This is a genomic window from Roseivivax sp. CAU 1761 (assembly GCF_054482755.1).
Genome location: NZ_JBTLRM010000053.1, coordinates 1 through 12,874, shown reverse-complemented (window position 1 = coordinate 12,874; position 12,874 = coordinate 1). Strand labels below are relative to the sequence as shown.

Here is a 12,874-nt window from a genome sequence, read left to right as displayed (position 1 = left end):
CCGGGGCGGGCCCCGGCCGGTCCCGGCGCCCGCCCGGACGCCGCTGGGGCCTCAGCCGTTGCCGGATCCGGTGAACCGCGCGGCATCGGCCGCGGCGCGCCGGATGGCATTCGATTTGTGCACCGTCTCCTGGTACTCGGCCTCCGGGTCGCTGTCGTAGACCACGCCGCCGCCAGCCTGGATGTAGAGCTTGGCGTCCTTCACGATGGCGGTGCGCAGCGCGATGCACATGTCCATGTCGCCGCCGGCGCTGAAATAGCCGACGCCGCCGCCATAGACGCCGCGCTTTTCCGGCTCCAGCTCGTCGATGATCTCCATCGCCCGCACCTTGGGCGCGCCCGACACGGTGCCCGCCGGAAGCCCCGCCAGGAGCGCCGAGAGCGCGTCGTGATCCTCCGACAGCTCGCCCACGACGTTTGAGACGATGTGCATGACGTGGCTGTAGCGCTCGATCACGAATTGCTCGGTCGGGGTCACGGTGCCGATCTTCGAGACCCGGCCGGTATCGTTGCGCCCGAGATCGAGCAGCATCAGGTGCTCGGCCAGTTCCTTGCGGTCGGCCAGCAGGTCGGCCTCGTTGGCGCGGTCCTGCTCGGGCGTGGCGCCGCGCGGGCGGGTGCCGGCGATCGGCCGGATGGTGACCTCGCGGCCGAACACCCGCACGAGAATCTCGGGGCTCGCGCCGATCACCTGGAAACCGCCGAAATTGAAGTAGAACATGAACGGCGACGGGTTGGTGCGCCGGAGCGAGCGGTAGAGCGCGAAGGGCGGCAGCGGGAAGTCCTGGGTCCAGCGCTGCGACGGCACGACCTGGAAGATGTCGCCGGCGCGGATGTATTCCTTGGCGGTCTCGACCGCGGCGCGGTAGCCCTCGGGGGTGAAGTTCGACACCGGCGCGCCGGCCTCGCGGGCCTCGCCGAGATCGCGGCTGGCCTGCGGCAGGGCGCGTTCGAGATCGCGCACCGCGTCCATCACCCGCTCGGCCGCCTGGGCATAGGCGGCGCGCGCCGAGAGCCCGTCCGAGACCCAGGCCGGGGAGACCACGATGACCTCGCCCTTGACGCCGTCGAGCACCGCCACCACCGAGGGGCGCAGCAGCGTCGCGTCGGGCAGGCCCAGCGGGTCGGGGTTGGGCTCGGGCAGGCGCTCGACCAGCCGGATCATGTCGTAGCCGAGATAGCCGAAAAGCCCGGCCGCGGCCTGCGGCAGGTCCTCGGGCAGCGCGATGCGGCTTTCCGCGATCAGCGCCCGGAGGTTCGACAGCGGGTCGCCGGCCTCGTCCTCGAAGGCGTCGGGATCGAAGCGCGCGGCGCGGTTGAGCTGGCTTTTCGTGCCGTGGCAGCGCCAGACCAGGTCGGGCTTCATGCCGATGATCGAATAGCGGCCGCGGACCTCGCCGCCGGTCACCGATTCCAGCATGAAGGCGTCCTTGGCGGCGCCGGTCAGCTTCAGCATCAGCGACACCGGCGTGTCGAGATCGGCCGCCAGCCGGGCGTGCACCACCTGGTTGCGGCCGGCCTCGTAGGCGGCGCGGAAGGTCTCGAAATCCGGGGTCAGCGCCGCCATGCCTGCCTCACTGCATCTGGCTGTTGACGGAGTTCAGCGCGGCCTGGTTGATCTCGACCCCGGCGCGGGTCTGGATGTCTGCGGCATAGGCGCTGAACAGGTCCTCCGCGATCGCCGCGCCGGCCTCCTGGCGCAGGCGTTCGGCGCGCGCCTTGGCGGTGTCGCTCTCCATGTCGGCGGCGACCACGGCATCGAGCCGCAGCAGCGCCACGCGGCCCTGGCCGGGCAGCACCGCGACCTCGCCCTCGGCGAGCTCGAAGAGCCGGTCGACCGCGCCCTGCGGCAGGGCGTCGATGCTGGTGCCGCGGGTCACCGCGTCGAGCGCGTTGGGCTCGAGTCCCGCCGCCTCGAAGCTCTCGCCCTCGGTCAGCCGCTGCGCCAGCCCCTCGGCGCGCTCGGTCAGCGCCTCGGTGATCTGCGCCCGCTCCCAGCCGGTGGCGACCTGGTCGCGGACCTCGTCGAAGGGCCGCGGCGCCTCGGGCAGGACCTCGTCGACCCGCACCGCGAAGAAGCCGCCATCGCCGGTCTCGTGCAGATCCGGGTAATCGCCGGGCTCGAGCGTCGCCACGGCTTCGCGGAAAGCCGGATAGGCGGTGATGCCGTCGCCGTTCTCGCCGGCATAATCGATCTCGCCGAGCTCCATGCCGGTTTCCTCGGCCAGTTCCTCGAGCGTGGCGCCGCCGGCCAGGCGGTTCTCCAGATCCTCGCCCATGTCGCGGATCTGGTTGCGCGCGGCGTCGAGCACGAGGCTGTCGCGCAGCGTCGACTTGGCCTCCTCGAAGGGCGTCTCCATCGCCGCCAGAACCGCGTTGACGCGGAACAGGGCGGGTCCGAGCGGGGTCGGGGCCGGGCCCGCCACCTCACCGGTCGAGACCTCGAAGACCGCCTCGGCGGCCGCGCCCAGATCGTCGCGGTCGACCACACCCATGTCGACATCGGCCAGCGCCAGGCCGCGCTCGGCCACCAGGGTCTCGAAATCGGTCTCGCCGGCGGCGAGCTTCTCGGCCGCCTGCTGCGCCGCCTCCTCGGAGGGGAAGATCAGCCGCTCGACGAGCCGGCGGGCGGGCAGGTTGAACTCGGCCTCGCGCTCCTCGTAGGCCTGCCGCAGCGCCTCCTCGGGGACCTCGACGCTGTCGACCAGCATGTCCGGGGCGATCAGCGCATAGGTCAGCCGCTTGGTCTCGGGCCGGGTGTAGCGCGCGAGGTTGTCCTGGTAATAGGCTTCGAGCGCCGCGCTGTCGGGCTCCGGCACGCCGGTGGAGAGCGCGCCGCCGTCGAGGATCGCCCAGGTCACGTCGCGGGTCTCGCCGAGATAGGCGACCAGCGTGTCGACATAGACGTCGGAGACGTTGGCGCCCGAGACCACGGCGCCCTGCAGCACCGCGCGGGCGGCCTCGTTGCGCAGATCCTCCTCGAACTCGGCCTCGGAGAGCCCGGCATTCTGCAGCGCGAAGCGGTAGGCCTCGCGGTCGAAGGCGCCGTTCGGCCCCTGGAAGGCTTGGATCGCGCCAAGCTGCTCGGCGACCTCCTCGTCGCCCACCGACAGCCCGATGCGGTCGGCCTCCCATTCCAGCGCCGTGGCGGTCACCAGCTGCGACAGCACCTGACGGTCGAGCCCGGCGGCCTGCGCATCGGCGAAGCTCACGCCCTGGCCGGACTGGCTCTGGATGCGGCGCAGCTCCTGCTGCAGCGCGCTGGCATAGCGGTCGATCCCGATATCCTTGTCGCCCACCGCGCCGATGCTGCGGGCGCTGCCCGACAGGTTGACGGCGCCGAAGCCGGCCAGACCCACGAGCAGCAGGCCCATGATGATCCACATGAAGAGGTTCGAGAGGCTCTTGGCCTTGAGCGCCATGCGGGTCTCCATCGGGTCGAGGCGTCGGGCGCCGGGCGGCGCGGGAAGGGCGGGGTGCGCGCGCGCCGGAACGGCGCGGCGATCGCCGGTTGTCTAGTGGGGCGCTTGGCCCCCCGCAAGGGGCCAGTCCAGCGCCGCGAGGCGGTCGAAGAGCGCCGCGATGCCCGGGCGATCGACATTGGCGAAGGCTATGCGGAAGCCCCGGGCGCCGCGCGGGTCGCCCGCCGGGGTGAACATGGTGCCGGGCAGGGCCAGCACGCCGGCCTCGTGCACGAGACGGGGGGCGAGCGCGGCGGAGCTGTCGGCGAAGGGATGCTCGAACCAGGCGAAATACGCGCCGAGGCCGCGCAGCCGCCAGCCGCGTGCGGCGAGGGCGGGCGTGGCCTCGGCGATGGCGGCGCGGCGGTCGAGGATCTCGGCGCGCTCGCCGGCGAGCCAGGGTCCGAGATGGCGCAGCCCATAAAGCGCCGCGTGCTGGCCGAGCTGCGGCGCGCAGATCGCCACGGTGTCGAGGAACTTCTCGGCCTCGGCCAGAAGGCCCGGATCGGCGATCATCGCGCCGACCCGGTGCCCGGTGAGGCGGTAGGCCTTGGAGAAGGAATAGAGCTGCACCAGCGTGGTGTCGGGCCCGCGCGTGAGCAGGTCATGAGGGGCGCCGTCGCGGCTGTCGAAATCGCGGTAGGTCTCGTCGAGGATCAGCGCGATGCCGGCGTCGCGGGCCAGCGCGTGGAAGGCGGCCAGCGTCGCGGCGGGATATTCCACGCCGCCGGGATTGTTCGGCGAGACCAGCGCGATGGCCCGGGTGCGCGGGGTGATCAGGGCGCGCGCCGCCTCGGCGTCGGGCAGCAGGTCCGCGCCGGTGGCGAGCGGCACGGCGGTGACGCCCGACATGTCCAGCCACATCTTGTGATTGAAGTACCACGGCACCGGCAGGATCACCTCGTCGCCCTCGCCGCAGAGCGCGGCGATGGTGGCGGCGAAGGCTTGGTTGCAGCCGGCGGTGATCGCCACCGCCTCGGGTCCGACCGGGCTGCCATAAGCCTGCTGCCAGTGCCGGGCGAGTTCCGCGCGCAGCTCGGGCAGGCCGAGGACCGGGCCGTAGAGATGGGTGGCCGGGGTCTCGAGGGCGCCGGCCATGGCGCGCCGCAGCGGCTCGGGCGGCGGATCGACCGGGGCGGCCTGGCTGACATTGAGCAGCGGCCGGTCGGGCGGAAAGGCGGCGCCGTCGAGCCAGCGGCGGGCCTCCATCACCGGCGGGGCGAACGTGGTCCGGGTGCGGGCGGTCATGGCGGGCCTTTCGCGGGCGGGACGGGGCGGGCCGGGGCAGAACCGGGGCGCTGCCCCGGACCCCGGGATATTTGCGCTCAGAAGAAGCAGGCGGCGGGGGCGGGCCGGTCCGGATTCAGTCGTCGGCGCCGTGATAGGGCTTGACGTATTGCAGCGCCATGTCCCACGGGAAGAAGATCCAGGTGTCCTGGCTGACCTCGGTGACGTAGGTGTCGACCTGGTTGTGGCCCATCGGCTTGGCATAGACGGTGGCGACATGCGCCTTCGGCATGGCGGCGCGCACCACTTCCAGGGTCTTGCCGGTGTCGACGAGGTCGTCGACGATCAGCACGCCGTGGCCGTCGCCCACCAGATCCATGTCGGGGGCCTTGATGATCTGCGGCGCCGCCTGGGTCTGGTGGTTGTAGCTCTTGACGCTGATCGTGTCGACGGTGCGGATGTCGAGCTCGCGCGCGACGATCATCGCCGGGGCCATGCCGCCGCGGGTGATCGCCACCACGGCGCGCCAGCCGCCCTCGACCGGGCCGTGGCCCTGCAGGCGCCAGGCCAGCGCCCGCGCGTCGCGGTGCAGCTGGTCCCAGCTGACGTGGAAGCCCTTTTCGTGCGGCAGACGGTCCATGGCGGGGATCCTTCGGGTCAGGTCTTGGAGATGTCGGGGGCATCGACCGCCTTCATGCCGACGACGTGGTAGCCGGCATCGACATGCAGCACCTCGCCGGTGGTCCCCGAGCCCAGATCGGACAGCAGGTAGAGCGCCGAGCGCCCGACATCCTCGATGGTGACGTTGCGGCGCAGCGGCGAGTTCAGCTCGTTCCACTTCATGATGTAGCGGAAATCGCCGATCCCGCTCGCCGCCAGCGTCTTGATCGGGCCGGCCGAGATGGCGTTGACGCGGATGGCGTCCTTGCCCAGATCCTCGGCCAGGTAGCGCACGCTGGCCTCCAGCGCCGCCTTGGCCACGCCCATGACGTTGTAATGCGGCATGACGCGCTCGGCGCCGTAATAGGTCAGGGTGAGGGCGGAGCCGCCCGACTTCATCATCTTCTCGGCCCGGTTTACCACCGCGGTGAAGGAATAGACCGAGATGTCCATCGACATCAGGAAGTTCTGCCGGGTGGTGTCGACGTAACGGCCGCGCAGCTCGGACTTGTCGGAGAAGCCGATGGCATGGACCACGAAGTCGAGGCTGTCCCAATGGTCGCGCAGCCCCTCGAAGAGGCCGTCGATCGAGGTCTCGTCGGAGACGTCGCAGGGCAGCACGATGTCGCTGCCGAGCTGCGCCGCCAGCGGCGCCACGCGCTTCTTCAGCGCCTCGCCCTGGTAGGAGAAGGCCAGCTCCGCCCCGGCATCGGCCAAGCTCTTGGCGATGCCCCAGGCGATCGACTTGTCGTTGGCCAGCCCCATGATGAGGCCGCGCTTTCCCGCCATAAGGTCGTTTGACATCGCCGGTCTCCGCTCGACATTGATTGGCCATGTCCTTTAGGCGAAGCCCCGGGGACCATCAAGCCCGGCGCCGGGGGCGCCGCGGCGACAGGCGGCGACAGGCGCGAAGGAGCGACGGCATGGGCGACAGCGACCGCAGCGGGATCTTTGCCGGGGACGACCCCCTGGCCATCGCCCGGACCTGGCTCGCCGAGGCCGAGCAGAGCGAACCCAACGATCCCAACGCCATCGCGCTCGCCACCGTGGATGCCGAGGGCATGCCCAATGCCCGCATGGTGCTGCTGAAGGAGATCGCGCCGGAGGGCTTCGTCTTCTACACCAATTACGACAGCGCCAAGGGCGGCGAGATCGCCGCCACCGGCCGCGCGGCCTTCGTCATGCACTGGAAGTCGCTGCGCCGCCAGATCCGGGTGCGCGGCCTGACCGAGCGCGAGGAGGGCGCGGCGGCGGACGCCTATTTCGCATCGCGCTCGCTGAAGAGCCGGCTCGGCGCCTGGGCCTCGCAGCAATCGCGGCCTTTGTCGGGACGCGGCGCGCTGATGGCCGAGGTCGCCGCGGTGACGGCGCGTTTCGGCACCAACCCGCCGCGGCCGCCGTTCTGGGGCGGCATCCGGATCGTGCCCCTGGAGATCGAGTTCTGGGCCGACGGCGCCTTCCGTCTGCACGACCGCTTCGTCTGGCGCCGGCGGAATGCCGCCGCCCCTTGGGAGACCGCGCGACTCAATCCATGAAAGCGCAATATGTGATTTGCAGTTACGCTTATTCCGGAGAATAATACCAACGCCACCATTTCCGAGAGCGGGGTATCCGTGACGTCCCTCCCGCTTGTCCCCGTATCCAGTGCATTGATCGAGCCGACGTTGAAACATCACGACATTACGACGGAGCGCCTGGAAGGGCGCGTGAAATGGTTCGATCCCGGCAAGGGGTTCGGATTCGTCGTCGCGGATGGCGGCGGGCCCGACATCCTGCTCCATGCCAACGTCCTGCGCAATTTCGGGCAGAGCTCGGTGGCCGACGGGGCGCGGGTGCAGATCGCCATCCAGCACACGCCGCGCGGCGCCCAGGCCATCGAGGTCTTCCGCATCGACGCGCCCGAGGATGCCGCCGCGGCGCCGCTGGCCGATTTCGAGCAGATCGATCCCGAGATTCTGCGCACGGCCCCGCTTGAAGCCGCGCGCGTGAAATGGTTCGATCGCGCCAAGGGGTTCGGCTTTGCCAACGTCTTCGGAAAGGCCGAGGACGTGTTCATCCACATCGAGGTGCTGCGGCGCTCGGGTCTGGCGGAATTGCAGCCCGGCGAGGCGCTGGCGATCCGCACGGTGGAGGGCAAGCGCGGCCGCATGGCGACCGAGGTGAATGCATGGGAACACGCGGTTTCGGACCAGGACTTGCCGCCGCTCTGACCTGCGCCGGCTGGGCCGGCGCGGCCCTGGCCGCGGACACGGCGGGGGAGTGCAGCGCGGACCGGCTGGCGCTGCGCGGCGATTTCGGCACCGCGCAATTCGCCGTCGAGGTGGTGGACACGCCCGAGGAGCGCGCCCGCGGCCTGATGTTCGTGGAGGAGATGCCGCGCATGTCCGGCATGCTCTTCGTCTACGAGCGCGCCCAGCCGGTGGCCTTCTGGATGAAGAACACGCTGATCCCGCTCGACATCGTCTTCGCCGATGCCTCGGGCGTGGTGCAGCGGGTGCACGACCGCGCGGTGCCGGGCGACCTGACGCCGATCCCCGGCGGCGAGGGCATCCAGTACGTGCTGGAGATCAACGGCGGCATGGCCGAGACGCTGGGCATCGGCGAGGGCGACGCGCTCCGCCACCCCGCGATCCCCGACGACCGCGCCGCCTGGCCCTGCGCCGCCTCCTGAGGGGCGTTGCCGCAACCGTCCGGGCGCGTCGGCACCGGGGCAGGGCGGTACAATGACCGTGTCCGGTTCGCCGAGGTGCTGGGCAAGGCCGCGGATCGGCCGGCCGCGATGCGGCAATCCTGACCGCGGAATCCCTCGCTTCATTCCTGCCCGGTCCGATGGCGCTCGAAGCTGAGCAACGGCCCGGCCAGATTGCCGGGCAAGGGGGCGGCGCGGCGCGGCGCGGGGGCCTGCGTCCTTGAGGCCGCGGCGGGGGCCATGCCCGGAGGCCCGCCTCGTCAGCGCCGCCATTGGTGCCGCCGGCAACGCCTGCCCCCCGGCACGTGATCCGGGCCGCGCTCCCGACGCCGGGGTGCCCCGCTTCCGATGAAGACCCCCCGGGGCGCCGAAGACCCTTTTCAAGCCCCGCCGCGCGGCGTAAGGGGGGCGCGTCGGGGCGTGGCGCAGCCTGGTAGCGCGACGGTTTTGGGTACCGTAGGTCGTGAGTTCGAATCTCGCCGCCCCGACCATTCCTCCCCCGATGACGCTCCGTGGCTCTAACCGCATCCGCAGCGTGCCTGTCCGCCGGCAAATGCGTGTCGCCGGGGCCACGCGCGGACAGGAGCGGGACGGCGGCGGGAAACTCTGTGGATAAGCTGTCGATTTCGCACCGCTGCCGCGAAGAGCGCCACATCGCCCCCTGTGCATGAATCGTGGAGCAGGGGCAGGGAGTGTGGGGGTTACAACCCGTCAACGCAAAATATAGCGAAACCACCGCCAAAATTGCGTTGACCCTTGCCCCCGACTCGCGTCAGTTTGTGCGGGCTGAGGCGACACACACCACATCTGGTAGCCGCGCAGCGGGACAACACCTTTGCCACAGATCAGGCGGCCCGGCGCGAAACGCGGCGCGGCCGGGGTCCCGTTGCGTCCTTGGGCGACCGGAAGACGAGCTTGGAGACGGGGCACATGAAGATCGACAGACATTACACGACCGCCGGCGAAGACGCCTATGCGGGCATCGACTTCGTCACCACGGCGTCGGAGATCCGCAATCCCGACGGCAAGATCGTGTTCCGCCTCGACGCGGTCGAGGTGCCGGCCTCGTGGAGCCAGGTCGCCTCGGACGTGATCGCGCAGAAATACTTCCGCAAGGCCGGCATCCCGGTCGAGCTGAAGAAGGTCGAAGAGGCCGACGTGCCGGAATTCCTCTGGCGCTCGGTGCCGGCCGCCAAGGACACGCCGACCACCGGCGAGACCTCCTCCAAGCAGGTCTTCGACCGGCTCGCCGGCGCCTGGGCCTATTGGGGCTGGAAGGGCGGCTACTTCTCCACCGAGGCGGATGCCCGTGCCTATTACGACGAGATGCGCCACATGCTGGCGAGCCAGACCGCGGCGCCGAACAGCCCGCAATGGTTCAACACCGGCCTGCACTGGGCCTACGGCATCGACGGCCCGAGCCAGGGCCATTACTACGTCGACTTCAAGACCGGCAAGCTGACCAAGTCGCGCTCGGCCTACGAGCACCCGCAGCCGCATGCCTGCTTCATCCAGTCGGTCCGCGACGATCTCGTGGGCGATGGCGGCATCATGGATCTCTGGGTCCGCGAGGCGCGGCTCTTCAAGTACGGCTCCGGCACCGGCACCAACTTCTCGAGCCTGCGCGCCGAGGGCGAGGCGCTGTCGGGCGGCGGCAAGTCGTCGGGCCTGATGGGCTTCCTGAAGATCGGCGACCGCGCGGCCGGCGCCATCAAGTCGGGCGGCACCACGCGCCGCGCCGCCAAGATGGTGATCTGCGACGCCGACCATCCCGACATCGAAGAATTCGTCAACTGGAAGGTCCGCGAGGAGCAGAAGGTCGCCTCCATCGTCGCCGGCTCCAAGATGCACGAGAAGATGCTGAACGGCATCTTCGCGGCGATCCGGGCCTGGGACGGCAAGGTCGAGGACGCCTATGATCCCAAGGTCAACGACGCCCTGAAGGCGGCGGTGCGCGAGGCCAAGAAGGTCCAGATTCCTGAGACCTACGTCAAGCGCGTGCTCGACTACGCGCGCCAGGGCTATGCCTCGATCGAGTTCCCGACCTACGACACCGACTGGGACAGCGAAGCCTATGCCAGCGTCTCGGGGCAGAATTCCAACAACTCGATCCGGGTCACCGATGCCTTCCTGCAGGCGGTGAAGGACGATGCTGATTGGGAGCTGATCCGCCGCACCGACGGCTCGGTCGCCAAGACCATCAAGGCGCGCGATCTCTGGGAGCAGGTCGGCCACGCCGCCTGGGCCTGCGCCGATCCCGGCATCCAGTTCCACGACACTGTCAATGCCTGGCACACCTGCCCCGAGGACGGCGCGATCCGCGGCTCGAACCCGTGCTCGGAATACATGTTCCTCGACGACACGGCCTGCAACCTGGCCTCGATGAACCTGCTGACCTTCCTCGAGGACGGCGCTTTCCGCTCCGACGCCTATGTCCACGCCACCCGGCTCTGGACCCTGACGCTCGAGATCTCGGTCACCATGGCGCAGTTCCCGTCCAAGGAAATCGCCCAGCTCTCCTACGATTTCCGCACCCTGGGCCTGGGCTACGCCAATATCGGCGGCCTGCTGATGAACATGGGGCTGAGCTATGACAGCGACGCGGGCCGGGCGCTCTGCGGCGCGCTGACCGCGATCATGACCGGCACCGCCTACGCCACCTCGGCCGAGATCGCCCGCGAACTCGGCGCCTTCTCGGGTTACGAGCGCAACCGCGACCACATGCTGCGGGTGATCCGCAACCACCGCGCCGCGGCCCAGGGCAAGACCGACGGCTACGAGGATCTGGCGGTCAAGCCGGTGCCGCTCGACGCCGCCAACTGCCCCGACCCGGCGCTGGTGGAGCTGGCGCGCCGGTCCTGGGACGAGGCGCTGGAGCTTGGCGAGGCGCACGGCTTCCGCAATGCCCAGACCACGGTGATCGCGCCGACCGGCACGATCGGCCTCGTGATGGATTGCGACACCACCGGGATCGAGCCCGACTTCGCCCTGGTGAAGTTCAAGAAGCTGGCCGGCGGCGGCTACTTCAAGATCATCAACCGCTCGGTGCCGGGGGCGCTCGAGCATCTGGGCTATTCGTCGAGCCAGATCGAGGAGATCGTCTCCTACGCGGTGGGCCATGCCAGCCTCGGCAACGCGCCGGGCATCAACCATACCTCGCTGATCGGCCACGGCTTCGGCCCGGCGCAGATCGACAAGGTGGAGGCGGCGCTGGCCTCGGCCTTCGACATCCGCTTCGTCTTCAACCAGTGGACCCTGGGCGAGGAATTCTGCACCGGCACGCTGGGCATCCCGGCGGCCAAGCTGAACGACCCGTCCTTCGACCTGCTGCGGCATCTGGGCTATACCCGCGCCGATATCGAGGCCGCCAACGACCATGTCTGCGGCACCATGACCCTCGAAGGCGCGCCGCACCTGAAGGAAGAGCATTACAAGGTCTTCGACTGCGCGAATCCCTGCGGCAAGAAGGGCAAGCGTTACCTGTCGGTGAACAGCCACATCCACATGATGGCGGCGGCGCAGAGCTTCATCTCGGGCGCCATCTCCAAGACCATCAACATGCCCAACGACGCCACCGTCGAGGATTGCCAGAAGGCCTACGAGCTGTCCTGGAGCCTGGGCGTCAAGGCCAACGCGCTCTATCGCGACGGCTCCAAGCTGAGCCAGCCGCTGGCCTCCGCGCTGGTCGAGGACGACGACGAGGCGGCCGAGATCCTCGAGAGCGGCTCGGCCCAGGAAAAGGCCGCGGTGCTGGCCGAGAAGGTGGTCGAGAAGATCATCGTCAAGGAGGTCGAGCGCGCCGCGGCGCGGACCAAGATGCCCGAGCGCCGCAAGGGCTACACCCAGAAGGCCATCGTCGGCGGCCACAAGGTCTACCTGCGCACCGGCGAATATGCCGACGGCACGCTGGGCGAGATCTTCATCGACATGCACAAGGAAGGCGCCGGCTTCCGGGCGATGATGAACAACTTCGCCATCGCGGTCTCGGTGGGTCTGCAATACGGCGTGCCGCTGGAGGAGTTCGTCGACGCCTTCACCTTCACCAAGTTCGAGCCCGCGGGCATGGTGCAGGGCAACGACTCGATCAAGAACGCGACCTCGATCCTCGACTACATCTTCCGCGAGCTGGCGGTGTCCTATCTCGACCGCACCGACCTCGCCCACGTGAAGCCCGAGGGCGCGACCTTCGACGATATCGGCCGCGGCGAGGAGGAGGGCGTCTCCAACCTCCAGGAGATCTCGGAAAGCGCCGCGTCGCGCTCGCTCGAGGTGCTGAAGCAGATCAGCTCCACTGGCTACCTGCGCAAGCGGGTGCCGCAGGAACTGGTGGTGCTGCAGGGCGGCCAGCCGGTGGGCTATGCCCAGCCCTCCGATCCCTCGGCGGCGCTGAGCCATCTCGTCGGCAAGTCCGAGACCGGCGTCGCGGTGGCCAGCCGGACCAGCACGGCCGCCGCCGCGGTGAAGCCGATGGACGCCGCCTCCAAGGCCCGCATGCAGGGCTACGAGGGCGAGGCCTGCGGCGAATGCGGCAATTACACCCTGGTGCGCAACGGCACCTGCATGAAGTGCAACACCTGCGGCGGCACCTCGGGCTGCAGCTAAGAGATTGAGGGTAGGGGGCGGTGTTCCAGCACCGCCCCCTGGCCTTTCCCGCATAGCATAGCACGCTGCGGGACAAGCACATTCGGCCCGGGTAAGGGTCGACTATTAAGTCGGTGGAGTGCCCCCCATTTCACCGGACAGCCTGGCTGGAGTTGAGCGCTGATCTGAACTCGACGGGCGAGCGCATTGCCAGCGCGGAATGTGGATGGACGGTGTTGTAGTCGTTGAGCCAGGTG

General features: G+C 69.5%; 9 protein-coding genes and 1 tRNA gene. 5 read left to right on the top strand and 5 right to left on the bottom strand.

The features are described 5' to 3' along the window. Nucleotides 1–51: 51 nt before the first annotated feature. The 5 genes from trpE to fabI all read right to left on the bottom strand — a co-directional run bounded on the left by trpE (nucleotide 52) and on the right by fabI (nucleotide 6,151). Entirely contained in the window at nucleotides 52–1,566 is a 1,515-nt protein-coding gene (gene trpE / locus ACXYMW_RS19225; protein WP_459036944.1) for an anthranilate synthase component I, read from the bottom strand. Nucleotides 1,567–1,573: 7 nt separating this feature from the next. Next, nucleotides 1,574–3,421, bottom strand: a complete 1,848-nt coding sequence (locus tag ACXYMW_RS19220) for a peptidyl-prolyl cis-trans isomerase (RefSeq protein ID WP_459036943.1) — start codon at nucleotides 3,419–3,421, stop codon at nucleotides 1,574–1,576. Nucleotides 3,422–3,514: 93 nt separating this feature from the next. Then, a complete protein-coding gene (locus ACXYMW_RS19215) occupies nucleotides 3,515–4,708 on the bottom strand; it encodes an aminotransferase (protein ID WP_459036942.1) in 1,194 nt (397 codons plus the stop codon). Between the two features lie 115 nt (nucleotides 4,709–4,823). Continuing rightward, nucleotides 4,824–5,327, bottom strand: coding sequence for a xanthine phosphoribosyltransferase (gpt, locus tag ACXYMW_RS19210; protein WP_459036941.1), 504 nt, complete (start codon nucleotides 5,325–5,327; stop codon nucleotides 4,824–4,826). Nucleotides 5,328–5,344: 17 nt separating this feature from the next. Next, nucleotides 5,345–6,151, bottom strand: a complete 807-nt coding sequence (gene fabI, locus ACXYMW_RS19205; protein ID WP_459036940.1) for an enoyl-ACP reductase FabI — start codon at nucleotides 6,149–6,151, stop codon at nucleotides 5,345–5,347. Between the two features lie 119 nt (nucleotides 6,152–6,270). On the opposite strand from fabI, the gene pdxH reads away from it, so the two are divergent. From pdxH to ACXYMW_RS19180, 5 genes are all read left to right on the top strand, one after another. After that, entirely contained in the window at nucleotides 6,271–6,882 is a 612-nt protein-coding gene (gene pdxH, locus ACXYMW_RS19200) for a pyridoxamine 5'-phosphate oxidase (RefSeq protein ID WP_459036939.1), read from the top strand. A gap of 129 nt (nucleotides 6,883–7,011) precedes the next feature. Further along, nucleotides 7,012–7,557: a cold-shock protein gene (locus ACXYMW_RS19195; RefSeq protein WP_459036938.1), complete on the top strand. Its 546-nt coding sequence runs from the start codon at nucleotides 7,012–7,014 to the stop codon at nucleotides 7,555–7,557. Then, nucleotides 7,515–8,018 carry a DUF192 domain-containing protein gene (locus ACXYMW_RS19190; protein WP_459036937.1) on the top strand — a complete coding sequence of 168 codons (504 nt, stop codon included), beginning with the start codon at nucleotides 7,515–7,517 and terminating at the stop codon, nucleotides 8,016–8,018. The genes ACXYMW_RS19195 and ACXYMW_RS19190 overlap by 43 nt, the downstream gene beginning before the upstream one ends. A 432-nt stretch (nucleotides 8,019–8,450) precedes the next feature. Continuing rightward, nucleotides 8,451–8,527: transfer RNA gene (locus ACXYMW_RS19185), tRNA-Pro, on the top strand. A gap of 439 nt (nucleotides 8,528–8,966) precedes the next feature. Continuing rightward, nucleotides 8,967–12,638: a vitamin B12-dependent ribonucleotide reductase gene (locus ACXYMW_RS19180; RefSeq protein WP_459036936.1), complete on the top strand. Its 3,672-nt coding sequence runs from the start codon at nucleotides 8,967–8,969 to the stop codon at nucleotides 12,636–12,638. Nucleotides 12,639–12,874: the final 236 nt, after the last annotated feature.

Excerpts from the sequence above, each read along its gene's own strand:
- trpE (WP_459036944.1), bottom strand. The coding sequence starts at position 1,566 with ATGGCGGCGCTGACCCCGGATTTCGAGACCTTCCGCGCCGCCTACGAG.
- ACXYMW_RS19220 (WP_459036943.1), bottom strand. The coding sequence starts at position 3,421 with ATGGCGCTCAAGGCCAAGAGCCTCTCGAACCTCTTCATGTGGATCATC.
- ACXYMW_RS19215 (WP_459036942.1), bottom strand. The coding sequence starts at position 4,708 with ATGACCGCCCGCACCCGGACCACGTTCGCCCCGCCGGTGATGGAGGCC.
- gpt (WP_459036941.1), bottom strand. The coding sequence starts at position 5,327 with ATGGACCGTCTGCCGCACGAAAAGGGCTTCCACGTCAGCTGGGACCAG.
- fabI (WP_459036940.1), bottom strand. The coding sequence starts at position 6,151 with ATGTCAAACGACCTTATGGCGGGAAAGCGCGGCCTCATCATGGGGCTG.
- pdxH (WP_459036939.1), top strand. The coding sequence starts at position 6,271 with ATGGGCGACAGCGACCGCAGCGGGATCTTTGCCGGGGACGACCCCCTG.
- ACXYMW_RS19190 (WP_459036937.1), top strand. The coding sequence starts at position 7,515 with ATGGGAACACGCGGTTTCGGACCAGGACTTGCCGCCGCTCTGACCTGC.
- ACXYMW_RS19180 (WP_459036936.1), top strand. The coding sequence starts at position 8,967 with ATGAAGATCGACAGACATTACACGACCGCCGGCGAAGACGCCTATGCG.